Genomic DNA, 25,376 nt, shown 5'->3' with positions numbered 1-25,376 from the left:
ACTACCGATCCGGGCGGCGCTCACCAAGCCCCGCCACGGTTTCGGCCATCCGAAATCTGCCGATTTCACGGAGCAAACACACATGAGTGCATCACCCGATCTCTCAGTCGCCGTTGCCGACAGCGATGCCGAACAACTGCGCCAACTGGGCTACACCTCCAACTTCAACCGCAGCATGAGCCTGTGGGAAAACTTCGCGCTGGGCTTCACTTATCTGTCACCGGTCGTAGGGGTTTATACCCTGTTCGGCCTGTGCCTGGCCGCTGGCGGGCCACCGATGTTCTGGGCTTACTTGCTGGTCGGCTGCGGTCAATTGCTGGTGTGCCTGATCTTCGGCGAAGTGGTGTCGCAGTTCCCGATTTCCGGCGGCGTTTATCCTTGGGCACGTCGCCTGGTGGGCAAGAAATGGGCATGGATGGTCGGCTGGATCTACTCCATCGCCCTGTGCGTGACCATCGCCGCCGTTGCGGTCGGCGCCGGCCCGTACCTCGCCGCCATGCTGGGGTTTGAGCCGAGCAACAACACCAACATCGTCATCGCCCTGGTGCTGACGCTGTTCGCCACACTGGTCAACCTCAGCGGCACCAAAGTGCTGGCGCGGATTGCCATGTTCGGCTTCCTCTGCGAATTGGTGGGTGCGGTGATCGTCGGCGTGTACCTGCTGATTTTCGAGCGCCACCAACCGATCAGCGTGCTGTTCAACACTTTCGACATCAGTGTCGACGGCTCCTATCTACCGGCCTTCCTCACGGCTTCGTTGGCGGGGATGTTCCTCTACTACGGCTTCGAGGCCTGCGGCGACGTGGCCGAAGAAACCCCGAACCCGAGCAAGAAAATCCCGGTGGCCATGCGCATGACCATCTACATCGGCGGCATCGCGGCGATGTTCGCTTGCCTGGCGCTGATCCTCGCCGTGCCGGACATGCAAGCGGTGATCAACGGCACCGACAAGGACCCGGTCACCACCATCCTCAACAACGCCTTCGGCCCGATCGGTTCGAAAGTGGTGATGGGCGTGGTGATGATTTCCTTCATCTCCTGCGTCATCAGCCTGCAAGCGGCGGCGAGTCGTCTGCTGTACTCCTACGCTCGCGATGAAATGGTCATCGGTAGCCGACTGCTGAAAAAGATTTCTCCTACGACCCAAGTGCCGGTTGCTGCGCTGTTCGTGTCCGGCGTCCTGCCCGGCCTGATCATCGCCCTCGGCTTCTTCCTGCAAGACGCCGTGGCCACCATCGTCAGCTTCGCCGCCATCGGCATCTACCTCGCGTTCCAGATGATCGTCCTCGCCGCCCTGTACGCCCGCAGCAAAGGCTGGAAACCGAGCGGCAAATTCACCCTCGGCGCCTGGGGCTGGCCGGTGAACATCGGCGCGCTGGTGTACGGCGTCGGCGCAATCATCAACATGGCCTGGCCACGCACGCCGGATGCGGCGTGGTACATCAATTACGCGATGGTGCTGAGCACGGCGATCGTGATTGGTCTGGGGCTGGTTTACATGTGGATTGGCAAGCCGTATGACCACGGCAAAGCGCCGGCGGGAGACGCCTGGTCAATTTGATTTCGCAGTGCTTTTCGGCGAGATTACCCGTCGCGTCGAAAGGCACCGAATTCAAAATTTCAAGGAAGTCACACATGCAGATCAGCCAAGGGCAACGGTTGCCGTTATCAAAGATTCTTCAGGGACGCGCACTGACGCTCTCGATCAGGATCGACGCCGCGCAAGTGATCGACTTCGTCTGCTTCGGCGTCGATGCGCAAGGCAAGCTTTCGGATGACCGCTACATGGTCTTTTTCAATCAGCCGAGTACGCCCTGCGCCAGCATCAGGATCACCGATGGCGGCCGCTTCGCCATCAACCTCGATTCGCTCCCGGCATCGATCGAGCGTCTGGTGTTCACAGCCTCAATCGACGGCGCTGGCGCGATGAAGGACATTCGCGCCAGTAGCTTCGAAGTGCTCAGCCCGGTCGGCGAGACGCTTGCAACTTGCCCGTTCTCGGGGGCCGATTTCACTGGCGAGAAGGCGATCATGGTCGCCGATCTGTATCGCAAGGACGGTGAGTGGCGCATCGCGGCCAACCTGCAAGGTTATGCCGAAGGTCTGGATGCGCTGGTTCGACATTTTGGTGGTGAAATTGCTGAAGAATCACCACCGGCGCCGATATCAGCGAAGGTCTCTCTGGAGAAACGCGTCGGCGATGCTGCCCCGCAATTGGTCAGCCTGGCCAAGAAAGCGCAAGTCAGCCTGGAGAAAGCCAACCTCACTGAAACCAAAGCCCGCGTGGTGTTGGTGCTCGACGCAACCGGCTCGATGAACGGCCAGTATTCCCGTGGCCGGGTGCAGGAAGTGCTCAACCGGGTCATCCCGCTGGCCGTATCGTTCGATGAAGACGGCGAACTGGAATGCTGGGCATTCGCCGAGAAACCACTGCAACTCTCCCCCGTCACGCTCAGCAACTATGAGCGTTTCATCGACACCGACAGCCAAGGCTGGAAGAAATGGAATGTCGGCGGTCGCTTCAACGATGAACCGCGAGTCATCGAAAAAGTATTGGCATCGTTTCAGCAGTCCGATGAGCAGACGCCAATGTTCGTGATTTTCATCAGTGACGGCGGCGTGTCGAAAAACCGCGAAATTACCAAACTGATGGTAGACGCTGCCAAGCAGGGGATTTTCTGGCAGTTCGTCGGCATCGGCGGCTCCAACTACGGCGTCCTGGAAAAGCTCGACACCCTGAGTGGACGTGTGGTCGACAACTGCGGCTTCTTCGCACTGGATGACTTGCACGACATCAGCGAAGAGCAGCTGTACGACAAGTTGATGGCTGAATTCCCCTCCTGGCTCAAGGAAGCCAAAGCCAAAAACATCATTCGCTGATCGACGAAACGCTCAACACCTCAGGCACATCGCAAGCGCGGTGTACTGCACGTTATCCAAGGAATAAGGATCTCAATTGAATCAGTCACTCAAGCCCGGTGAAAACACCAATCTCAGCCTCGCCCAAGGGCGGGTCGTGGTTACGCACGCGGCAGGCGCCAATCTGGACGTCAATCTGACCGCGTTTCTGCTTGGCGACACCGGCAAGGTGCTGGATGACAGCGGCATGGTGTTCTTCAACGTTCCTGAACATCCGTCCGGCGCAGCTACGTTTGCAGCGCCGGTGGTTCAGGGAAGCGTGATCAGTCACAGCATCAGTTTCGATCTGGCGCGCCTGCCGGCCAACATCACGAAAGTTGCCATCACCCTGACGCAAGACGGCAGTGCCGGCGGGTTTGAAGCGGTCAAGGACCTGCGAGCCACGGTGATTGCCGGTGCTCAAGTGCTGGAATTGGCTCCCGAGCCTTTCGCCAAAGAGACCGGGATCATCGTCCTCGATTTGTACGTGCGCAATGGCCAGTTCAAGGCGCGTTCGGTATGGCAGGGTTTCGCTTCGGGGTTGGCGGGGCTGTGTGGTTTGTACGGTGTTGAAGTCGAAGAAGAAGCGCCACCTCCGCCACCGGCCAAAGCCGTCAGCATGCAAAAGTCGCTGATTACCCTCGACAAGGTCGGCAGCAGCCACAAGGTCTCGCTGGAAAAAGGCCCGTCCGCACCAAAAGTCATTCGCGTCAGTGCCACTTGGGTGGATAACGGTGACGACTGCGACAACGACGACCTCGATCTGCGCATCGGCATCCTGCGCCCTGATGGGCGGATGTCGATCATCCAGGCACCGGACAAACGTGGCGAGTTCGATCTCGATCCTTACGTGTTCCACACCGGCGATGTGATGAGCGCGAGCGCCGGCGAACCGGCGGTGGAGACCGTCGACATCAACCCGGCGATCTCGCAGCTCATGGGCGGTAAAGTGGCGCTGGTGTGCAGCGTGTACTCAGCGGTCGACAATGGTGCGGTGTCGGTGGCCTCGCTGAAACCGAAAATGCGCATGGAATACGGCAACCAGGTCGTCGAGTGCGCTTTCGAATTCCCCGAAGATCATGATGATGAGGATGAGGACTACAGCGACATGATCTACACCTATGTGATCGGTCTGATCGAAATCGACCAAGAGCACATCGTGCTCAGCCCGTCCGGCGCCACCTCCGAGTCTTGCAGCGAAGCCACGCCGTGGCTGACCCGCAACGGCGAAAAACTCAAGCTCACAATGGATGGCCCCGAAGTGTTCAAGGGCGAGCCACTGCAAAACAGCGGTTCGAAACGCTACGTTTGAGCCAGCCACTCTGACTGCCCGCGCTGCAACTTTGCTTCGCGGGCATCACACTCAGTCCAGCACCGAAAGCTCCATTGGCAACACCGGCGTAAAACGAGCTGAACGATCAAGCTTGACCCGCGCGCCGTACGCGTTGAGCGTCGCCGCCGGGTCAATTGCTTCCAACTGATCGAAGTCCAGTGAATCCCACTGCGATCGTGTTACCAATGCGGAGATCACATAATGTTCTTCGCTCACACCGTTCGCGGCGTTATTACGCTGGATGTAGCCAGACGCCAATACCTTGTCGATCCCCGGTAGCAAAGCAAACACTTCGCCAATTACCCGAAACAGCGAGCCATGGCACAGCGCAACAAAGTCACGCCGCACCTGTGCATCTGTGCGGTTCTTGAATGTCAGCTTGCCATTGCCCCGCGCTTCCGCAACGCGCCGTGGCACGTCCCCCTCATCCGGTAGATCCACATCAAGTGCGACGCCGGTGACGTCCTGCGAGAACGCGTAAGTGACCTGAGTTTCCTTCGGCCAGGCAATTCCGCTCAACACGTAATTCAATGCCTTCTCCATCTGGGCACTAAAGCCGCGAGCGGCGAGCCGAAAGGTTTTTTCAATCTCGCCGCGCTCAAATTCGTGGGCATCCCGAGTCGCCTGCCAACGATTCAGATCCTCAACATATTGCCGCTGCGCTGCGTCCGCATCACGCGCCATCTTGCCACTGCGCAGCAACATTCGGTCCATCAGGCCTGGGGCTTTCTGCGCTGGTTGCTGCGGCTCCTCGATGGCAAACGGCGCGGGGATCAGCGGCATCGACCCAGGGCGCGGCGTGCTCAGGTGCACACCGAGGCAGTCTTCAAGATCGCGATTGATTTTTTCCGCGGCTTTCTCCAGTAACACCTGAATTGAGTCCGCACGCTCCGACTTCACACGCTTGATGATTGCGGGGGACAACTCGTTGTCATCCATGTCGGTAATCAGCAGCAAACCCTGGTCGCTGACCTTGACCTTCAACTGGCCAGCGTAATCGCCGGCGTTGCCAGTAGCCTGGGGATCAGCGGCACGCGACGGCCGATCAATGCGCTCGCGACAGGACAAGCCGGTACCGGGTAAACCGGCATTCAAGAAAGTGCCGTTGCGCGCCATGGTGATGCTCAGGCCGCGCGGGCCAATCGAGGTGCTGACGCCCGAACCGCTGATGTTGAGGCGAACGCCGGGAATGATCGTGATGCGTTTGGAGAAACGAAACCCCATGAACAGCTCCTTGATCCTGAAAGGCCGGGACATCTATCCCGGCCAGCGCTCTGCAGTTCAGGTTCGGCCGGCGATGTAGTCGTCGATCGAAGAGAACTGCCGGTTACGACACATCCAGCCAGAAAGGAAAACGAACGCCGTCGTTGCAAATACCGCCCATCCCCGGCGGCGACGTGCGTCTTGCCGGGTACGTGCACCGCCACACAGCAGCAACGCCATCATCAGGAAATAAAAGGTCAGCAAGGCGATTTTGGCAAACAGCGAGAGCAGGAAAAACAGTGACACGCCATTGCTGCGGTAGGTTTGAATGATCACTTGCAGCAACATCAGGCCTGCCAGCACGCAAGCGGCGATCAGCGCGTAATTCTTCGGAATCTCCAGCCAGACGCTAAATACAAAATAAGACCCGATACCCAGAATCGGCGTGATGCTGGTGAAAAGCGCATCGGTGTAGTCCTGATAGATCGTCATCGAGCCACGTCGGTGTAGCCAGATGCAGATCAGCAACAACACCGCCATGCAGAACAGGGCGATCTTCAGATACAGAACGGCCCGATGATTATCCTGCGCGTTACTGTTTGCCGGGACAGGACTTGCCACCGCTGGTACTTGAGCAGTCGCAGCAGGTACACGCGGTTCAGCACGTTTGATATCGCTGGTGGGTGCCGGTCTGGCGGACTGCGGTATCGCGCCGGAGAGTTGATTGAGTCGCTGCGACATTGATGTGCTCAGGCAACTGTCGGTTACGCAGTTATCGCGCAAGCGCAGCCATTCACGTTGCTCGATACGAACCTGATTACGGTTAGCCGCAGAATCCAGCGCACGCACGTATTGCGAGTTCAGCTGTTCATCGAGAAGACTTAGTGCAGTATCGGCACAAATGGATTTTTCCGCGAAGCTCACCGCTTTGGCGCAGTCGAAACTGGTGGCATGGGAGTGCAATGAAATAAATGCGAGCACCAGAGCAATACCGGTGCTTATGCTTGAGCGAGACATGATCGAGTCCTTTCTTGTTGTTTGTACTGCCCGACCAAGGGTCTCTGAACGACGCCTGAGTCGGGGGGAGAATGCGCTCGCCTCAAGTACCAGGTGATTGCAGGAAGGTGGTGCCGTTCCATGTGAATTTTTGCGTGCTTTCGACACTTGGGCAGCAGTTGGCATCGTCCGGACCGACGCTGAGCATTTTCACTGCGAGGGTTTGCGGCGCGATGACTTCAACGCTTTGCACACCTGATCCCACGACCAGTTTTGCGCGGTGAATCCAGCCCTGAGGAGTCGCGTAAAACGTCGCCAGCGACTGGAAGTAGCCATTGCCACCCCCCTGCCCTTCAAGGGTGTAAAGCACCACCGCGTCGTTGGTTCCGTCACCGTTCAGATCGGTCAAAATGATTTGTCGGGCGTCCTTGTACTCTTCACCGCCGTCCTGTGCGATTTCGCTGGCGATTTCACGGTCAATCGCAGCTTCGAGCAACGCGGTGACAGCAGCAACATCAGGTGCTGCCGGCGGAGTCTCTACAGGAGCTGCAGCGACAGGTTGTTCGGTGATTGCCTGGCGTTGCGCGACCGGATTGGAATCGCTGATCTTCTTCAGTACGGCAGCCTTGAGTGCCAGCATGTCCGATTCGAGAAATAGCTGGTTTCGCGTATCGCCGAACGGCTGAGCGTCGCCGAGTACCCAGCGAGCGAAGATTCCCGGACGCTTCTTTTCCTGGCGATCGACCAGGTCGTCGATCACTTCGTTGGCCGCTTTGGCAAAGCGTTCATAGCTATCCTGGCCAACGGCTTTGATCAACGTATCCTTCTCGCGCGCCACGTTTCTGCGAGCCAGTTCGAGCATGATGATGTTGGTGTCGACCAATTTGCTTTCGCATTCGTTGGTGTAGTTGCCGAAGCAATTCTGCCGGTATTCCTGAACAGCATTATTGGCTTTGAAGTCGTCGTAAGCGCCACAGCCTGACAAGGCTGCCAATACACCAACCGCCATGACCCCGCGAAGCAGTCCCATTGAAAAAATCCTTATCAGTGCCTCATCCTGCTGAACTGCCCGTCTGATCCGAGGCAGTCGCGCTTGGCGAAATGGTTGTACATAAGTTGAATAACCAGCGAATTGCCGGTCCGTGGAAATTCTGCAGACAAGAAAAAGCCCCCGGCAAACGCCGGGGGCTCTCGCAACCCTTTCGGGTTAGCCGATGTTTACGCCGTGCTCTTTAGCCAACGGCGCCAGGCCGCCAGCGAAGCCCTGGCCGATGGCCTTGAACTTGAACTCTTCGCCGTTGCGATACAGCTCGCCGAAGATCATCGCGGTTTCGGTCGAAGCGTCTTCGCTCAGGTCGAAGCGTGCCAGCTCTTTACCGTCAGCTTTGTTGACGACGCGGATGTAGGCGTTTTGCACTTGGCCGAAGCTCTGCTTGCGCGCGTCCGAATCGTGGATGGTTACAGCGAATACCAGCTTCTTCACTGCTTGCGCCAGGCCGGTCAGTTTGACGGTGACTTGTTCGTCATCGCCATCGCCTGCGCCCGACTTGTTGTCGCCCATGTGCTCGACCGAGCCATCAGCAGACTTTTTGTTGTTGTAGAAAATGAAGCTGTTGTCGTCGAGCACTTTGCCGGATTCGCCAACGATGAATATCGAAGCGTCGAGGTCGAATTCGGTGCCGTCGGTGACGCGTGGGTCCCAGCCCAGGCCAACGATTACTTCAGACAGGCCTGGAGCTTCTTTGGACAGGCTGACATTGCCACCCTTGCTCAGTGATACCGCCATGTTCAAATTCCTCTTGTTTGTGGTGAGTCAGGCCCTGAATTCAGGGCCTTGCAAATCAATTGGCAAGATGCCGAACCTTAGAAGTTCAGACCGAAAGAGTTGGCAACAGCCTTCAGGCCGCCAGCGTAACCCTGGCCAACAGCGCGGAATTTCCACTCGCCACCGTTGCGATACAGCTCAGCGAAAATCATCGCGGTTTCGGTGGAAGCGTCTTCAGCCAGGTCATAGCGAACGACTTCGGCGCTGGATACTTCGTTGACCACACGAATGAACGATCCACCGACCTGGCCAAAGCTTTGTTTGCGGGCTTCGGCGTCATGGATGGTTACGACAAACACGACTTTTTCGACGTCGGCCGGAACACGGCTCAGGTCAACTTTCAGCACTTCGTCGTCGCCGTCGCCAGCGCCGGTACGGTTGTCACCCGTGTGCTCAACCGAACCGTCCGCACTCTTCAACTGGTTGTAGAAAATGAAGTCTGCGTCGCTGCGAACCTTGCCGCTGGCGCCTACCAGAAACGCGCTGGCGTCCAGGTCAAATTCCGCGCCGTCGGTAGCGCGCGGGTCCCAGCCCAGGCCAACCAGAATCCTGGTCAGGCTCGGGTCGGTTTTGGTAAGGGACAGGTTGCCACCTTTTTGAAGTGTCAAAGCCATCGGTACATCTCCTTGTGGTTGATGCTGCTACTCAATTGTTTTCGGTTTGGGTTTCTTCCTGACCCGGCAAGACCAGGCTCGCCACTACGCCGATTGCCAGGACCACCATGACAATCAACAAGCTGGTATTCGCGTCAATGGTGTAGCCGTGGTGGAACATGTGGTCGGTGGCGTTCAGGCCAAGTTTCACTGCGATGAAGAACAACAGCGCAATCACCGATTTTTCCAGATGGACCAGGTAGCGTTTCAGCGCTTCGAGCACGAAGTACATGGTTCGCAGGCCAAGAATCGCAAACAGCATCGCCGAGTAGACGATCAGCGGTTCACGGCTGACAGCGATCACTGCCGGCACCGAGTCGAACGCGAAAAGGATATCGGACACTTCCGCGACCACCAGGCACAGGAACAGCGGCGTGGCGAACAGCGTGCCTTTGGCGGCCAGGGTCATGCCCTGGTTTTCCGGTTTCTGCAGCTCACCTTCGAGCACCTTGCGGGTCACGAAGAAATTGTGGCCGTACAGTTTTGGCCACACCGGGAACAGCTTCTGTGCGAAGCGATACGCCATGTGCTTGGAGTAGTCTTCTTCCTCGTCATCGTCCCCGCCGGCACGCAACATCATCACGGCCGTCCACGCAACGATCACCGCGAAGACAATTTCCACCCACGGCCCGAAAGCCAGCAGGCCGGTGCCGATCGCGACGAACACGCCACGGAACACGATGGCGCCGATGATGCCCCAGTACAGAACGCGGTGACGCAGGCCATCCGGCACCTTGAACCAGGCGAAGATCGCCATGAAGACAAACAGGTTGTCGACACTCAGGACTTTTTCCAGCGCATAACCGGTGACGAACAGGCTGGCCACTTCAGGGCCGTGCTGCACGTACAGGAAACCTGCGAACGCCAGCGAAATCGCGATCCAGAATATCGACCAGATCGAGGCCTTCATCAGCGAAATAGGCTTGCCTCCACGGTGCGTGACCATGTCCAGCAGCAGGGCGCCAAGCGCCAGCCCTACAAACACCGCCATGGTCAGCGGGGGAAATCCGATTTGCGTTTCCACAGGTACCGCTCCTTAAAGATCAAAATCAGCCGGGTTCAGACCCAGCTCGGCGCAGATCAAACGGCACGCCGCTTTTTCCTTTTCATCGAACGTGCCGTCCGATGCGCCGATGGAACAGGCAACACGCACCAACAGGCGAGCAGCACCCGGGTCGCTCTTGATCTTGCCGATGACTTTCAGTGCTTCCGCCTGACCGATCTGGAAGTCGAACTCGAACTTCTCGCAATGCGCCGAGAAGGACTTGATCACGTCTGCCGTGTTGAACACTTTCAATTCAGGCGAGATATTGATGAAGCCGATCATCTTCTGCTTTTCCGCCGAAGAGATATCGCCATCCGCTGCGGAGACGATGGCGCAGCTGGCCGTCATCGCTTCCATGAACTTCTGGTTCTTGAATTTACCGACTTCAGTTGTCAGTTTGTCGCGAGCCGCCGTCGCGTTTTCTTTAAGCCATGCGAGCATGTCAAATCTCCTCAAGGGGCGGGACCGGAAGGCCCCGCCATCCGTATTATTTCGAGCCGGCGCGCCAGCTCATGCCCCAGCCATAAGCCTTGTCGACTGCCGAATGACCACGATGGAAGTCGACGCGGCGCGAAACCTTCACCGCCCCGTCAACGTTCTCGAGCATGGCAATCGCACACATGCCTTCGCGGCCACCTTCTTCATTGAGGCGGACCTCGATGTCTGGCTGGCCGGGGATGTAGATGGTCACGATGCCGTCAGTCTCTTTCCAGTTCGGCGCGCCTTCGTAGATGAAGGCGAAGATCAGAATGCGTTTGACCTCGCCCCACTTCGCGCCGTTGATGTGCATCCACTCGCCACCGGCAACCGAGCCGGTGCGATCATCGCCCTTGAGCTGGATGTACGGCGCGCCACTCAGGCTGCCGAAGCAGTTGCCCAAGGCCTGCACCACGCCCTTTTCGCCGTCCTGCAGTTCGTACAGACAGCCAACGTCAAGGTCGACGGATTTGCTGCGGCTGAAGAAGCCACCGCCGCTGCCCTTGTTCCAGTTCAGGTTGACCTTGATTTCGCCGAAACCGCTGGCGGTTTTCTCCAGGCTGATCGACGAGCGAGTCTTGTCGAGCGTGATCTTGCTCAGACTGATCGTCGATTTCGCGGGCGCAGGCACCGGTGCCGGGGCTGGTGCAGGTGGAACGGGCGCAGGCGTCGGTGCAGCGGACGGAGCCGCGATTTCAACACCAAAATGCTTGGCCAGGGGTTCCAGACCGCCGTTGAAGCCTTGCGCGACACAGCGGAATTTCCACTCCCCCTGGCGACGATAAAACTCGCCGAGGATCAACGCAGTTTCCTTCATCCCGGCAGTTGGCAACTGAGCCTCGATGCCGCCCGAGACTGCCACGGACAAGTGCGAGACGCGCTCGAAACTGGCCTTGTTCTCATGGATCGTCGCCGACAGCGCGACTTTCTCGACCGCCGTTTCAAGACGACTCAGATCGACAGTGAATACCGCACGCCCGGCTGTCGCCTCGGTCATCTGCAACACGCCGCCGAGCACACTGCTCTGGCCATAGAAGCACATGTCGCCATCGCCACGGACTTTACCCGAAGCGTTCAGGACGAAAGCCGACACATCAATGTCGACGCCCGGAATTGGCGTGTAGTTGATATCCACGCGAAGCTGGCCGCAGGCAACCGGCGCATTACCACCAGGTACGAGAGCGGCCATCAGCTCAGCGCCTGCACGGCCAGATTGACCAGGTCGTCAGCGGTTCGCCCACGAGTGGTTTCGCCGATGGCCTTGAATTCCCAATCGGAACCTTGGCGCGACAGGCTCGCCATCACGATGCCGGTATGACCGCCCTTCTCGGACAGGTTGAAACGCGCCAGTTCCGATTTGTTGCTGGCATTGACGATGCGGCAGTAGGCTTTTTCGACTTTGTCGAAGTTCTGCCCGGTGAAGCTGTTCACGGTGAAGATCAGATGCTTGACGGCGGCCGGCAGACGCGACAGATCAACGTGGATAGTTTCGTCATCACCATCGCCTTCACCGGTACGGTTGTCGCCAGAGTGCTGAATCGAACCGTCCTGCGACTTCAACTGACGGAACCAGACCAGGTCGATCACTTGCAGACTTTCGTCGAGCAGGATGCACGAAGCGTCCAGATCGATCTCTCCGCCGCTGCCCATCAGCTTGCCGAGAAAACCTGCTTTCACCGGGTCCCAACCCAGGCCAAGGCTGATGCGGGTCAACGCGCTGCCGGCCGTTTTTTCCAGAGAAATGCTTTGCTGTTTGCTCAGGGTAAGTGCCATCGTTACGCTCCTTGTTGATCGTCAGTGTTCACGTCGCGATCAGGTCTGATCGCGCTTTTTGCTGTCCGCAGACGTCCACGACGCCATGCCGGATGAAAGTGTCGCCAGTGCGCGTCTTGCGCCGCAGCGAGCAATTCGTGATCGCCACGGGTATCGCCCCAGGCTTTGAGGCGGTATTCAGTCAGCGGCCCATAGACCGCCTCCAGCCGCAGCACCTTGTTCTCGCAGCGGCAGTTGTTGCCGGATATACGTCCGGTCAACTTGCCGTCGATCACTTCAAGTTCGGTGCCGATCAGCTTGATTCCCAAGCGATCCGCGAAAGGTTGCAGCACCAGCGCAGGCGACGCCGAGCACAGGGTCACCTGCGAACCGGCGGCGATCTCGCTGGCAATCGCCATCAAGCCTGTCGGGCGCATCAGCCTGGTCCAGAAAGCTGCGCAGTACTTCGCTGCTTGCTGGCTCACCCACTCCGCGTCCACGCCGCTGAGAAAGCGGCTGATCAACTGCGCCTTGAGTTCGTCGCGGCTCATGCGTCGGGCGAGGAATCGAATGCTCGGCAGCGCGAGTGTCAGCACACGCCGGGCGAACTCACGTTTGCCGAAGGCAAACTTCAAGAACGGTACAAAACTGTCATGGCGGGTCAGTGTGCCGTCGAAGTCAAAGACGCAGAGCACCTTTTTCCCCGGCTGGTCAGGGCCGGTATTTGCCTGGATCATCGAATGGCCTCGGCTAGTCGAATGGGTGCTTCACCGTGGGCGGCATCGGTTTGGCGCACGCCATGCCATTCGGCGCGCTCAAGAATCTTCATCGCCCATTGGTAATGGGTCGCCGGTTCACACATCACATCGTTGTGCTTGAACACGGCCGGGGCCACGTCGCTGACGATCAACTTCGCACTGTTCAGGTCTTCGAGGCTGACTCGCAGCGCATCCTGAATGATGCTGATCTGGCTCGGGTGAATCGCGGTCTTGCCCACCAGACCGTGGGCGATGTCCAGTTCCAGCTCTTCACACAGCAGATTCGGCGTGGCGAGTTGTTCGAACACCGGCGCGGTCAGTGCAAAACCTTGCGACCCCATCACCCCGGCCAACATCGGAATCACGTAACCCATCGGCGTGTTGTACAGCGTGGTCGCCGGGTTACGCCGCAAGCCGAGGCTGCCCATCAGATCATTACCGCCAATACGCAGGGCGATGATCCGGTGATTCAGATTGGCCTTGAGCGCCTGGCCCAACTCGAGCATCGCCACCGGACTGAACACCTCGACAGTTTCCAGAGTCGGCATCAGGAACAGCTCAGGACTGGTCACCGCCCGCTCCCAGGCGTCGAGGTTGCGCAGCGTCAGTTTCGGCACAACGAAGCCGTCGACGTGCTTCATCAACGGCCAGTCATTGAGTACCGCCGCCATCGCCGAATCACGCGGACGCACGAACAGCACCGGCCCCTCGGCAGGCCGCCCGCCGCGCTCATCTATTGCCGACAACAGGCAATGCAAGTTGCTCAACGCGGTGCTGACATCGATCTCGGCAACCGCGTCTTCGAGGCATACCACCAGCGAACGCAGTTCCGGCAGCTTGGTGGCGAACACCACATCCAGCAGATCGGCGCGCGTGGCCGGCATGTACAGCGTGGCACCCAAGGCGTAAGGAGAAAGCTTCTTCATCAGCTCACGCTCCGAATGATGGTCACGGCTCGGTACGGGCCGAGTGCAGCGCCGACTTCTTCGACGCAAACGCCAGCGCCTTCGGTGAGGTGCATCAGTAATTGCACGTCACTGTCGTTGCGATCTCGCACCAGCACATGATCCGGCACCCGGCGTAGCACCGCGCGAGTGGCCTCGGCGATGCCCGGTTTGACCCGGTTCAGATTGCTGATATCGAAACGTGCAGCCAGCGACTCCACGACTTGCGTGGCGGCGGCTTGCAGCTTGGCACGCTTGTTGGCCGTCCACGGCACCGCAGCAGGCACCGGGCCCAGGGTTTTGCGCTGCTGCTCGATGTGCTCAATGAACTCGCGCGTCACATCGTGTTCAGTCAGGTGGTCGTAGACCACACAGCCATGCAGCCCGCCATCAGCCGGCCAGATCGAACGCGATACCAGACCCGAGACGGTCGCGCCAAGGATGCCCGACGGAATCACCCAGTCTTCCGCCGAGGCCGCCAGCCAGGCTCGCCCGCAAGGGTCGGCCAGCACCACCAGACGCGGCTCCTCAGGGAATCGAGCGTCGCCTTTGAGGCTGCGCTGAATTTCACCGGAGATCGCACCTTTGCCAGTCCAGCCGTCGACGAACACGATGTTTTGCGCGCCGTGGGCCTGAATGATCGCCTCAAGACCGATGAGGTCTATGCCGCGATCCCGCACGATGCTGATGCCGTAATGATAAGTCTCGCGGCCCATGTCGATCAGCGCCCGACGCAGCAGCACACCCAGCGGCAACCCGGCGCGGACAAACGACACCAGAACAATCGATGGGCCTGTGCAAGCGCCATTCAGCGCCAGCGCCAGTGCCTGAACGTCGCTGGCCATGCGCACGCCATTTTGCGCGAGCGCTCTCTCGTACAGCGCTTTGTGCACAGGTGTCGGCGCGCTCTCGAAACTGATCATCTCCGAGTAGTGCTTCTGCTGCGTCTGAATCAGCCGCTCTTTCTCTACGACGTCGGTCACCTCCATCTGCACCGGCTGGAGCAGGAAGTGCACGTCGTCCTGCAAATAGCTGCCGCTGCCAACAGTCTTGAGCTCAGCGATGGACTCAGTCATTGAGCGCATGCCCCACAAACCTCGCCAGTTGGCTGCCGGACGGGGTTGCCCACATATGGCAGGCATCCATGAAACCGAGGTCGGTAATGCTGTCGCCGAAGCCCAGCACGGGTCGTTCACCGTTGACTTCACGGTCACGGCGCAACAGTTCCTCAACGGCCACGCGCTTCGACAGCCCGGCGGGCAAAAAGGCCAGATTGTTGCTGTTGCCGTGGACGTGCATTCCCTCCAGCAAGCCGCGCGCCTGGACTTCAGCCAGCACGGTTTGCAGGACTTCGTCGTTGGATTCGTTGTGCTTGGTCACCACGTAGTGGCGCAGGTTTTCTTCTTCAACTACCCAGCCGCGCAGCGAAATGCCCAGCGCCTTGCCAATGGCCAGGGTCGCAGCGCTCAGATCGGGGAGCCGGTGTTGAAAGTCTGCCAGGACGACAGTCATGTGCGCCTGCCATTGCTCATCGATCTTGCCGTCGACGCCGAGAATCACCCCGCCGTGCGAGCACACGGCGCCCTTGTCGAAAGGCAGTTTGACTCGACTGAAAGCTTCGACACTACGCGCAGTCACAGGCACGACGTCGGTCGAGGACAACAGCCATTCCACCAGAGTTTTCTGCACCGGGTTCATGTACCCGTTCGGTTGGCCTTCAATGTCAAAGGTCGCAGGATGGCGTGGAGTGCCTTCAGGCATTTTGCGCGCGGTCTGGAACAGCGTGTCATCAAGGTCAACCAAGGCCAGCGGACGATTACTGAGCATCGACAATCACCTCGGCGTTCAGGGCGGCAACCAGTTCGGCAGATACCGCCTGCGTCGGTGTTTCCGAGCAGATCAGCACGCGATCAAACTCCCCCGGGCGCACGTTGTAGAGAAAGTTCGGAATGCCCAGGCCGTAGTTGTCCGAGAACGACAATGCGTGACCGATGGCATGGCCCAGCGCGATCGGCGAACGGCTGGTCGAGCTGAAGTGCACGTCGGCACCGGCACGCTCCAGACGTTCGGCGAGCAGGAACGGACGCCAGACAAACTCGCTGGTGCCGACCACCAGCACTCGCTCGCCAGCCTTGATTTGCAGATCGGGGGCCAAGGTGTCTTCGACCTTGCGCACACCGAGCCGGCCCCAGTCGTTGTGTGCCGACAACGGCCACTCACCGGCGGCAACGGTGCCGACGGCCGGCATCTCCGGCAGCGGCGCTTCGAGGTCTTGATGGAAATCGTAGGAGCCTTGCAGTAACGAGACTTGATGCGCGGACTCGCCAATGGTGTTGCGCACCGCGTTGCTCGACCAGTCGGTCAGCACGCAGGTCACGACACGTTCGACCTGGGTCAGACCCGAGTCGACCAAGGCGCGGTGCAAATTGATGAAGGTCTTGCCGGTGGAGGCTTCATCGTCTACCAGCACCAGCGAGCGCGCATTCAACATCATTTCGCGCACATCGGGATCGACCGGCAAGTGGATCAAATGGGCACTGGCGTGGCTGTGTTCTTCTTCGAAACGAGTGAACAGTTCGGTGCCGGTCGGGTGCCGTGTACTGACCATGTACACCGTGTCAGGCCGGGTCGCGCTGAACGCGCGGTGCACGCCAGCACCGAGGCCAACGGCAGTCTCGGCCATGCCGATCACCAGCACCGGGCCGGGCAGATCCGCAGGGATCTGCGCCGCGAGGCTTGCGAAACTGGTATTCATTGCCGAGGGGCGTACCGGGATATGGCGGCCAAGCACTTTGGACACGAACAGGAACGCACGCTTGGGGTTACGGCGCTCGGCAAAGCCGAACAAAGCGTTCGGAGCGATGAGTGAATCATCTACTTTGACATCGAGTCGCCCGCGCATCAGTTGCGCACTGAGCGTTTGTGTAGCTGCGTTACTTTCCATGAGCAAAAATTCCTAAATGGCGCTGGGGGATTAACCGCGCGCCGGTACCAAATGTTTCAAATCAAGAGAAGTCAGAAATTTCGCGCTTCGACACGCCACATTGAAGCCTGGGCTTCACGCGCCAGTTCCGCTGTTGTGAAAGATTTGCCGACAGGGATCTTGCTGGCCTCGACGCGACAAGCGTCAAGGAATGAGAGGAGCAATGGCGCCTTGACCGCAAAATTCATGTTTTGCGCATCCGGCAGAGTTGAGGTCACCAGACCGACCACCGCACCCGAGGAGTCAAAAAGAGGGCTGCCACTGGAACCGGGCTGAATCGGGGCAGTGAACTGCAGCAGGCTCGAATCATTGTGCAGGCCAAACAGACCCGACACACCACCCTGCGTCACTTGCACGCCGCCGCCAGCGAACCCCGCAAGCGGGAATCCCAACGCCACAACGTTGTCGCCGAGGTCGCAGCCAAAACCTTCCTTGAACGCCACCGGTTTCAGCGGTGGGCAATCCAGCACTCGCAACAAAACGATGTCGTTGCGCCGATCGACCACAACGGGTTCGACACGGTAACGTCCTTCGAAGGAGGAGATATAAATTTCCTGCATGTCCTCGATGACATGAGCACAGGTCAGGACGTGATTTCTCGAAACGGCAAAACCGGTGCCGGTCGCACTGCCGCGTCCGGATTCGGAAGGACTTGAGCGTCCCTTGGGATGGGCATCGTTGATATCGAGGCCGATTCGCCGGCCAAAAGCCGCCAGGCCATAAGCTGAACCTTCAGCCAGAGCCCGGAACTTCCATTGCTGATTGCGCGTGTAAAACTCGCCGATGATGATCGCCGATTCGCCGTTATCACGCAGATCGAGACTGTAATCGAGCTGGCCATCAACCTGAAAACGCAGGGTCTTCAGATCACTGACCGGACCAGCAGCAGAGAAGGTATAGACGATGATCAGCACGCGATCGCTGCCTGACGGCAGTTCTGCCAGGTTCATCGCACAGCCGACCTTTTCCTGATCACCTTTCCACTCCATCCAGCCATGGGAGGTCTGGAACAGGGCGGGATCACCTGTAGGGCGGCGTTTCTCGTCAACCGGCAATATAGCGACTGCTGCATAGTCCCCGAAAGCCGAGGACTTACCGCATTCAAGAGTCCATTCACTCTGTGCGCTCGATATTACGGCATTTGCGCCAGGCGCCAGCACCATCATTCCCTGATCTCTCCTTGACTGCTAACGACCAGCTGCTTCACATGCAGCGCGGCAAATTGTAGCAAAAATAGATGTCGCTTTAATATCAGGATGCCACAGCCGCCACGGTCACGCCCTTGACCCGGACGTTCGCCCTCCAGACGGTCGCAGGCTCCGGCAAGCCCAACCGTCGAGCCGCGAAAATGCCCGGCAGATTGGTCCCGGTCGCCCGGGTGTAACCGATGCCACCCGAGTATCGCGGGTTGATTTCCAGCAAATGCGGCTGGCCATCAGCGTCGTCGCGGGTCTGCACATTGACGATTCCGTCACAACCGAAATGCTCGGCAGCCTTGAGTGCCAACTCGACAGCCGGGCCCTCACGCTCGAAGGTCTGATGCACACCCGCCTTTCGACGACTGACGAACGCAACCGGACGGCCAGCTTCGCAGACCATGTCCACCGAACATTCGCTGCCGGCCATGTACGGCATCATCAGCATCGGTGCCGGAGCTTCGGCTTCACAGTAAGCACGCATATAAGTTTCAAAATTGGCTTCACGCGCATCCGGGTTGGCAAAACAGCGGAACGGATCGGTATCCGCCTTGAATCGCCAGAAACCCTGGCCATAAATACCGACCGCAGGCTTGACGCACACTTCGCCACTGGCGGAGAGGGTTTTGTAAGCAGCGAACATTTCTTCGGCATTCAATGCTGTGATCGCCGGGACACAAGCCAGGCCGACACGCTCTGCTTCGGCGGTGAATCGGCTCTTGTCGTCGACCATGTCGAAGGTCGCCATCGACGTACCGCCAGTCACCAATTCAAGACCCGCCTGTTCAAAGCGCGCCCGTTCGATCTCGAAAACATTACCGACGCGTCCAGCCAGAATCAGTTTGATGTTGTGCGCTACTGCAGTGGCGATGACCCAGTCGATACGCTCTTCATTGCCACTTGGCTCCGTAAAACTGACGTCGGCAAGCGACGTGATTTCAGGGCGATCCTGACGATGAGAGGCGAAGATTTTTACATCCGCCGGAAGTGCCTCGCGCGCGCCGATGATGACGTCACGCTGACTCGATTGCCCTTCTAGAAACCAGATCATTTGATACTCGCTGATTGATGCGCCCGCGCAATAGTAACTGGATGAATATCAACTGATGGCAGATTTGGGTCATCGGGCCGCAAAGTCGGCGCGCGAAGGCCTTGGGAAGTAGATTTGTTTTCGAGTTTTTACATGGGGGGTTGAATCAATTCGGGAGTTCACTCTTGATATTCTGCTGGCGAGCCAAACGGAGCGTCCACCAGCAATACATTTCCGCATGTGAAAATTACCGGGCTTCCCCGCCGGGGCAATCCTCATCTGGCCGAAAAACACACAAAAAAGGGGCAGACTCAACGCCTGCCCCTTATGCATTACACCCTCAAAACCGTGAAACGCTGTGCATCGCATCCACCAGATAGCGCATCGCAATCCGGTCACTTTCCGACAACTCTCGGTAGCGCTCGACCAACTTGCGCTCTTCAGAGTTGAGCCGCTTCCTGCGTCTGCCTCCCAGGCACGGAAAGATTCCCAACATTTCGGTAATGCACTGCACCTTTGCCATGGACGATGTCCTTTTCCATTACTTCAGAATTTTTTTTGAAACCGCCTCGCCCTGCTCCTGCAAGCAGCGATTTGAGCCCTGCCGGTCGGGTGGGTCGAGACCGGCCATACCCATAGAATAGAAATTAAATCGGCGCTGAAAAGCTGTTTTTAGAGTAATTAGTCGAAATAAGCAGTTATGCCCTGTAAATCAGAAAAGGCTGTGGGATAAGTAACCGTAACGTCTTGTTTCATTGAGAGGCTGTCGCCGTGCTATCAATGAATTTTGCAAAATCAGCGAACGGATTAAGCTAGCGGGCATCTGTTACTAGTCCGTAGCGTTTGGCCGAAGGCTTGTCCGAACCGTAATTTCTGATCCAGTACGTGCCAGGAACGGCGCGGGATTGTCCACGACAGGTTGTATCTATGCACCGCAGGAATTTGCTCAAAGCGTCCATGGCCATTGCGGCTTACACCGGCCTTTCCGCCTCCGGCCTGCTTGCCGCACGCGCCTGGGCCGCCTCTGGCGGTGCCGCCGACGGTGAAGCCCAGGCCTTCGACTTTGAAACGCTGAAGCGTCAGGCCAAGCAATTGGCCGGCAATGCCTATCAGGACACCAAACAGGTGCTGCCGCCGACGCTGGCGACCATGACCCCGCAGAACTTCAACGCGATCCGCTACGACGGCGAGCATTCGCTGTGGAAGGAGAACAAGGGTCAGCTCGATGTGCAGTTTTTCCACGTCGGCATGGGTTTCCGCCAGCCGGTGCGCATGTACAGCGTCGATCCCAAGACCCGCACGGCCCGTGAGGTGCATTTCCGCCCTCAGCTGTTCAACTATGAAAACACGTCGGTCGACACCCAGCAGCTCAAGGGCGATCTGGGTTTTGCCGGCTTCAAGCTGTTCAAGGCGCCGGAGCTGGATCGGCATGACGTGGTGTCGTTCCTCGGCGCCAGCTACTTCCGCGCGGTGGATGCCACTGGCCAATATGGCCTCTCCGCCCGTGGCCTGGCCATCGACACCTACGCCAAGAAACGCGAAGAATTCCCCGACTTCACCAAGTTCTGGTTCGAGACCCCGGATCAGAACGCGACCCGCTTTGTGGTCTACGCCCTGCTCGACTCGCCGAGCGCGACCGGTGCCTATCGCTTCGACATCGATTGCCAGGCCGAGCGCGTGGTGATGGAAGTCGATGCCCACGTCAACGCCCGCACCGCCATCGAACAACTGGGCATCGCGCCGATGACCAGCATGTTCAGCTGCGGCACCCACGAGCGCCGGATGTGCGACACCATCCATCCGCAAATTCATGACTCGGATCGTCTGGCGATGTGGCGCGGCAACGGCGAATGGATCTGCCGCCCGCTGAACAACCCGGCGACCCTGCAATTCAACGCCTTCGCCGACACCGATCCGAAAGGTTTCGGCCTGGTGCAGACCGACCACGAATTCGCCAACTACCAGGACACCGTCGACTGGTACAGCAAGCGCCCGAGCCTGTGGGTAGAACCTACAACCGCGTGGGGCGAAGGCTCTATCGATCTACTGGAAATTCCTACAACCGGCGAAACCCTCGACAACATCGTCGCGTTCTGGACGCCGAAGAAACCGGTAGCGGCCGGCGACTCGCTGAACTACGGCTACAAGCTCTACTGGAGCGCTCTGCCGCCGGTCGGCACGCCGCTGGCACGGGTGCATGCGACCCGTTCCGGCATGGGTGGATTCGTCGAAGGCTGGGCACCAGGCGAGCATTACCCGCCGGTCTGGGCCCGTCGTTTTGCCGTGGACTTCACCGGTGGCGGTCTGGATCGCCTGCCGCAGGGCACCGGGATCGAACCGGTGGTCACCTGCTCCAACGGCAAGGTGCAGGACTTCAGCGTGCTGGTGCTGGATGACATCAAGGGTTACCGGATCCTGTTCGACTGGTACCCGACCAATGACAGCGTTGAGCCGGTGGAACTGCGTCTGTTCATCCGCACCAACGACCGCACGCTGAGCGAGACCTGGTTGTACCAGTACTTCCCGCCGGCGCCGGACAAGCGCAAGTACCCTTGATGGCTTGAGTTGTCAGGCCAACGGGCAGTACAAGTGGATATCGTGGGGTTCCAGATCAAACAGTTCGGGATCCGGTTGTTCCAGCAACCGGCAACCCTGGCGCTGGTAGAACTCCACGGTATTGCGCGACTCGGTCGCCGAGACATACAACGCCTCGGCGCCGATCTCCCGGCCATGGGCGCAGGCCAGGGCAAACAATCGCCCGCCCAGCCCCTGCCCACGCCAGGCGCGGCTGATGTGCAAGAACTTCAACTGCCGCATCTTCAGGCCCTGATTGTGAATAACCCGGTTATCCACAACCACTGCCGCCACCAGTGTCTCGCCATCGAAAAGTCCGTGTAGCCACCCGCCGCTGCGCCAGCACTTCTCCAATACCCGCGCATTCTCCTCCGCTTCGCCTTCGGGCCATCCGCGCATGTCGAAATGCGCCGGATACAGAATCAGCCCACCGTTTTCCACGCGATAACACGCTTCGACCCGTTCACTGCGGTCGATCTGCGCCAGCAGCGGCAAGTCGAGTTCGGTCAACGCTCGTTCGATCAACATTGCGGTCCATTCCTTTGCAATTCCGGACGGCGGACAAGAAAAAACCCGCCGGTTCAATGGCGGGTTTTATAGGCTTTGCGACCGGTCGGAATCAATCCCGCAGATCAGACTCGTGAATCGGCTGATCCCGATGGGTCGCACGTTGATATTGCGCCGGCCACACTGCTTTGCGCCCGCCCAGGTCGTCGTCCGCATGCAGCGGCCAGTACGGATCACGCAGCAACTCACGGGCGAGGAAGATGATGTCGGCCTGACAGGTCCGCAGGATGTGCTCGGCTTGCGCAGGCTCGGTAATCATTCCCACGGTGCCGGTGGCGATGCCTGACTCCTTGCGCACCCTTTCCGCGAAGCGGGTCTGATAACCCGGCCCCACCGGAATTTCGGCGTTGGCAGCCGTGCCGCCCGAAGACACGTCAATCAGATCAACACCCAGAGCTTTCAGGCGTCGCGCCAGCTCCACGGTTTCATCGGGGTTCCAGCCATCTTCCACCCAATCGGTGGCCGACAGACGAACGAACACCGGCAGTTCTTCCGGCCAGACGGCACGTACCGCCTCGGTTACTTGCAACACCAGACGGATGCGGTTTTCGAATGAACCGCCGTACTGGTCGCGGCGCTGATTGCTCAGCGGCGAAAGGAACTGGTGCAACAGATAACCATGCGCCGCATGCACCTCGACCACGCTGAAACCGGCTGCCAGCGCACGCTTGGCTGCGGCCACGAAATCCTGGATGACCTGGGCGATCTGCCCTTCATCAAGCTGTTTGGGTTGGGTATGTTGCGGGTCAAAGGCAATCGGTGAGGGCCCGACCGGCGTCCAGCCGCCATCATCCGGTTTGACGCTGCCGTGCTTGCCGATCCACGGCCGATGAGTGCTGGCCTTGCGTCCGGCGTGGGCCAGTTGAATGCCGGCCACTGCCCCCTGCGCGTTGATGAAGCGGGTGATGCGTTGCAGCGGTGCGATCTGTTCGTCGTTCCACAGGCCCAGGTCTTCGGCGGTGATCCGCCCGTCGGCCGTGATCGCCGTGGCTTCGGTAAATACCAGGCCCGCGCCCCCCACTGCACGGCTGCCGAGATGCACCAGATGCCAGTCGTTGGCCAGGCCATCGACACTTGAGTACTGACACATTGGCGATACGGCGATGCGGTTGGGCAGGGTCAGTTGGCGAAGGGTAAAGGGTTCAAGCAGCAGACTCATGGGGCACCTCTCAAATCAGTGGGCAGGCTCCAGGGTTCTGTTTGAAAAGTCGACGAGTGACAGGAAAAAGGTGCAGCACCCGCCCCCGCGGGCAAAAAATTCGACAAGACGTCACAAGGCCAATCAAGCAGTGCTTAGAGCCTAGTCGACATCCGGGGATGAGGGAGGGTTCAGAAATGAAACAGCACAATTGAAAACGCCTGCGCCCCTTCAGAAAGGGGCGCAGTGACCTTTAGCGCGGTTCGATGTGGGCAATCATCAACTGCACGGTTTCATTGCCGCGAAACTCGTTGAGATCGAGTTTGTAGGCCAGTTCGACCCATTTGATCGTCGGGTTCGGCCAGATATCGCGGTCAATGCCGAAGGCGATGCCATCCAGTTTCACCGAACCGCATTCGCTCTTCAGCACCACTTTCAGGTGCCGCTCGCCGACCACACGCTGCTCGACCAACTGAAACACGCCGTGGAACAGCGGCTCCGGGAAATGCTGGCCCCAAGGCCCGGCATGACGCAGGGCACGAGCCAGTTCCAGATGAAACTCTTCAACAGCCAGGGTCCCGTCCGACAGCAGGCGCCCGGTCAGATCTTCTTCGCGAAGCTGCCTGCGCACTTCGGCGTCGAATGCCTCGGCGAACAACGGAAAATTCTCCTGCGGCAAGGTCAGGCCAGCTGCCATCGCGTGGCCGCCGTACTTGCTGATCAGGTCCGGATGCTGCGCTGCCACCACGCTCAACGCATCGCGAATATGGAAACCCTGAACCGAACGTCCCGAGCCCTTGAGCAGGCCGTCACCGGCATCGGCGAAGGCGATGGTCGGGCGGAAGTAACGTTCTTTCATCCGCGAGGCGAGGATACCAATGACACCCTGGTGCCACTCCGGATCGAACAGGCAAAGTCCGAACGGCATCGACTCGACCGGCAAGTCCTTGAGCTGTGCCAGCGCCTCACGCTGCATGCCTTGCTCGATGGATTTGCGATCCTGGTTCATACCGTCCAGTTGCGCCGCCATTTCCCGAGCCAGTTCTGCATTCTGGGTCAGCAGGCACTCAATCCCGAGGCTCATGTCATCCAGACGCCCCGCCGCGTTCAGGCGCGGGCCGACAATGAACCCGAGGTCGGTCGACGTGATGCGCGAGGCTTCACGCTTGGCTACTTCAAGGATCGCCTTGATCCCCGGCCGCGCACGTCCGGCGCGAATTCGTTCCAGGCCCTGGTGCACCAGAATCCGGTTGTTGGCATCCAGCGGCACCACGTCTGCGACGCTGCCCAGCGCCACCAGATCCAGCAGTTCGCCGATGTTCGGTTGTGGCTTGCTCTCGTACCAGCCGAGGCTGCGCAGGCGCGCACGCAAGGCCATCAACACGTAGAAAATCACCCCGACCCCGGCCAGCGCCTTGCTCGGGAACTCGCAACCAGGCTGGTTCGGATTGACCAGCGCATCGGCTTGCGGCAGTTCATCGCCGGGCAAATGGTGGTCGGTGATCAAGACGTTCAAACCGTGACGCTTCGCGGCCGCCACACCTTCGACGCTGGAAATACCGTTGTCGACGGTGATCAACAGTTGCGGCTCGCGGGTCATCGCGACTTCGACGATTTCCGGGGTCAGGCCGTAGCCGTATTCAAAGCGGTTCGGCACCAGATAATCGACATGCGCTGCGCCCAACAGGCGCAAACCGAGCACGCCCACGGTGCTGGCCGTCGCGCCGTCGGCGTCGAAGTCGCCGACGATCAGGATCCGCTGACGCTGCTCCAGCGCCGTCACCAGCAGATCCACCGCCGCATCGATCCCTTTGAGTTGCTGGAACGGAATCAGCCGCGCCAGGCTTTTGTCCAGCTCCGCCTCGGACTGCACGCCCCGCGCCGCGTACAGGCGGGTCAGCAACGGTGGCAGATCACCGAGAAACGGCAGAGTGGCGGGCAACGGGCGAGGATCGATACGCATGGGGTGACAGGAGCTTCTCTTGGGTACGTGGGATTTTTCGG

24 protein-coding genes are annotated in these 25,376 nt (G+C 59.2%); 4 read left to right on the top strand and 20 right to left on the bottom strand.

Translation table 11 applies throughout. The features are described from left to right. The first annotated feature begins 82 nt into the window (after positions 1-82). The 3 genes from IF199_RS05505 (at position 83) to IF199_RS05495 (ending at position 4,210) form a co-directional block, all read left to right on the top strand. On the top strand, positions 83-1,561 hold the full coding sequence (locus tag IF199_RS05505) for an APC family permease (protein WP_192559881.1): 1,479 nt from the start codon (positions 83-85) through the stop codon (positions 1,559-1,561). 74 nt (positions 1,562-1,635) lie between these two features. Further along, positions 1,636-2,880: a VWA domain-containing protein gene (locus IF199_RS05500; protein WP_192559880.1), complete on the top strand. Its 1,245-nt coding sequence runs from the start codon at positions 1,636-1,638 to the stop codon at positions 2,878-2,880. A 76-nt stretch (positions 2,881-2,956) separates the two neighbouring features. Next, a complete protein-coding gene (locus IF199_RS05495) occupies positions 2,957-4,210 on the top strand; it encodes a TerD family protein (protein WP_192559879.1) in 1,254 nt (417 codons plus the stop codon). Positions 4,211-4,261: 51 nt separating this feature from the next. Here the strand turns inward: IF199_RS05495 and IF199_RS05490 are convergent, their stop codons facing one another. The 17 genes from IF199_RS05490 to IF199_RS05410 all read right to left on the bottom strand — a co-directional run bounded on the left by IF199_RS05490 (position 4,262) and on the right by IF199_RS05410 (position 19,616). Next, positions 4,262-5,455: a DUF4236 domain-containing protein gene (locus IF199_RS05490; protein WP_192559878.1), complete on the bottom strand. Its 1,194-nt coding sequence runs from the start codon at positions 5,453-5,455 to the stop codon at positions 4,262-4,264. A 57-nt stretch (positions 5,456-5,512) separates the two neighbouring features. Continuing rightward, complete coding sequence (locus tag IF199_RS05485; RefSeq protein WP_192559877.1) at positions 5,513-6,451, bottom strand: lysozyme inhibitor LprI family protein; 939 nt, start codon at positions 6,449-6,451, stop codon at positions 5,513-5,515. Positions 6,452-6,533: 82 nt separating this feature from the next. After that, positions 6,534-7,460: an LppP/LprE family lipoprotein gene (locus IF199_RS05480; RefSeq protein WP_096819298.1), complete on the bottom strand. Its 927-nt coding sequence runs from the start codon at positions 7,458-7,460 to the stop codon at positions 6,534-6,536. A gap of 177 nt (positions 7,461-7,637) precedes the next feature. After that, complete coding sequence (locus IF199_RS05475; protein ID WP_192559876.1) at positions 7,638-8,216, bottom strand: TerD family protein; 579 nt, start codon at positions 8,214-8,216, stop codon at positions 7,638-7,640. A 77-nt stretch (positions 8,217-8,293) separates the two neighbouring features. Then, positions 8,294-8,869, bottom strand: a complete 576-nt coding sequence (locus IF199_RS05470; RefSeq protein ID WP_096819294.1) for a TerD family protein — start codon at positions 8,867-8,869, stop codon at positions 8,294-8,296. A gap of 31 nt (positions 8,870-8,900) precedes the next feature. After that, entirely contained in the window at positions 8,901-9,899 is a 999-nt protein-coding gene (locus IF199_RS05465) for a TerC/Alx family metal homeostasis membrane protein (RefSeq protein WP_192560910.1), read from the bottom strand. Between the two features lie 45 nt (positions 9,900-9,944). Then, positions 9,945-10,394: a tellurite resistance TerB family protein gene (locus tag IF199_RS05460; protein ID WP_096819292.1), complete on the bottom strand. Its 450-nt coding sequence runs from the start codon at positions 10,392-10,394 to the stop codon at positions 9,945-9,947. A 46-nt stretch (positions 10,395-10,440) separates the two neighbouring features. After that, a complete protein-coding gene (locus IF199_RS05455; protein ID WP_192559875.1) occupies positions 10,441-11,619 on the bottom strand; it encodes a TerD family protein in 1,179 nt (392 codons plus the stop codon). Next, complete coding sequence (locus IF199_RS05450) at positions 11,619-12,203, bottom strand: TerD family protein (protein WP_102619547.1); 585 nt, start codon at positions 12,201-12,203, stop codon at positions 11,619-11,621. Before IF199_RS05450 ends, IF199_RS05455 begins: the two co-directional genes overlap by 1 nt. A gap of 2 nt (positions 12,204-12,205) precedes the next feature. Further along, positions 12,206-12,919, bottom strand: coding sequence for an HAD family hydrolase (locus tag IF199_RS05445; RefSeq protein ID WP_102619546.1), 714 nt, complete (start codon positions 12,917-12,919; stop codon positions 12,206-12,208). After that, positions 12,916-13,866 (bottom strand): HpcH/HpaI aldolase/citrate lyase family protein, encoded by a 951-nt coding sequence (locus IF199_RS05440; protein WP_102619545.1) that lies wholly within the window; start codon positions 13,864-13,866, stop codon positions 12,916-12,918. Before IF199_RS05440 ends, IF199_RS05445 begins: the two co-directional genes overlap by 4 nt. After that, complete coding sequence (locus IF199_RS05435; RefSeq protein WP_192560909.1) at positions 13,866-14,960, bottom strand: cysteine protease StiP family protein; 1,095 nt, start codon at positions 14,958-14,960, stop codon at positions 13,866-13,868. Before IF199_RS05435 ends, IF199_RS05440 begins: the two co-directional genes overlap by 1 nt. Beyond that, positions 14,953-15,711 (bottom strand): HAD family hydrolase, encoded by a 759-nt coding sequence (locus tag IF199_RS05430; RefSeq protein WP_192559874.1) that lies wholly within the window; start codon positions 15,709-15,711, stop codon positions 14,953-14,955. The genes IF199_RS05435 and IF199_RS05430 overlap by 8 nt, the downstream gene beginning before the upstream one ends. Next, on the bottom strand, positions 15,701-16,828 hold the full coding sequence (locus tag IF199_RS05425; protein WP_096819280.1) for a phosphoribosyltransferase domain-containing protein: 1,128 nt from the start codon (positions 16,826-16,828) through the stop codon (positions 15,701-15,703). Before IF199_RS05425 ends, IF199_RS05430 begins: the two co-directional genes overlap by 11 nt. Before the next feature lie 71 nt (positions 16,829-16,899). Continuing rightward, positions 16,900-18,033: a trypsin-like peptidase domain-containing protein gene (locus IF199_RS05420; protein WP_192559873.1), complete on the bottom strand. Its 1,134-nt coding sequence runs from the start codon at positions 18,031-18,033 to the stop codon at positions 16,900-16,902. Positions 18,034-18,118: 85 nt separating this feature from the next. Next, a complete protein-coding gene (locus tag IF199_RS05415; RefSeq protein WP_192559872.1) occupies positions 18,119-19,114 on the bottom strand; it encodes an ATP-grasp domain-containing protein in 996 nt (331 codons plus the stop codon). Positions 19,115-19,433: 319 nt separating this feature from the next. Then, entirely contained in the window at positions 19,434-19,616 is a 183-nt protein-coding gene (locus IF199_RS05410) for a hypothetical protein (protein WP_096819275.1), read from the bottom strand. A gap of 404 nt (positions 19,617-20,020) precedes the next feature. Here IF199_RS05410 and IF199_RS05405 point away from each other — a divergent pair, with 404 nt between their 5' ends. Beyond that, positions 20,021-21,649, top strand: coding sequence for a glucan biosynthesis protein D (locus IF199_RS05405; protein ID WP_096819273.1), 1,629 nt, complete (start codon positions 20,021-20,023; stop codon positions 21,647-21,649). 12 nt (positions 21,650-21,661) lie between these two features. Here the strand turns inward: IF199_RS05405 and IF199_RS05400 are convergent, their stop codons facing one another. From IF199_RS05400 to recJ, 3 genes are all read right to left on the bottom strand, one after another. Beyond that, positions 21,662-22,195 (bottom strand): GNAT family N-acetyltransferase, encoded by a 534-nt coding sequence (locus tag IF199_RS05400; RefSeq protein WP_192559871.1) that lies wholly within the window; start codon positions 22,193-22,195, stop codon positions 21,662-21,664. A gap of 91 nt (positions 22,196-22,286) precedes the next feature. Beyond that, positions 22,287-23,393, bottom strand: a complete 1,107-nt coding sequence (locus tag IF199_RS05395; RefSeq protein WP_192559870.1) for an NADH:flavin oxidoreductase/NADH oxidase — start codon at positions 23,391-23,393, stop codon at positions 22,287-22,289. Positions 23,394-23,625: 232 nt separating this feature from the next. Further along, entirely contained in the window at positions 23,626-25,335 is a 1,710-nt protein-coding gene (gene recJ / locus IF199_RS05390) for a single-stranded-DNA-specific exonuclease RecJ (RefSeq protein WP_192559869.1), read from the bottom strand. Positions 25,336-25,376: the final 41 nt, after the last annotated feature.

Source organism: Pseudomonas allokribbensis (genome assembly GCF_014863605.1).
GTDB classification, from domain to species: domain Bacteria; phylum Pseudomonadota; class Gammaproteobacteria; order Pseudomonadales; family Pseudomonadaceae; genus Aquipseudomonas; species Aquipseudomonas allokribbensis.
This window is presented reverse-complemented; position numbering and strand designations above follow the sequence as displayed.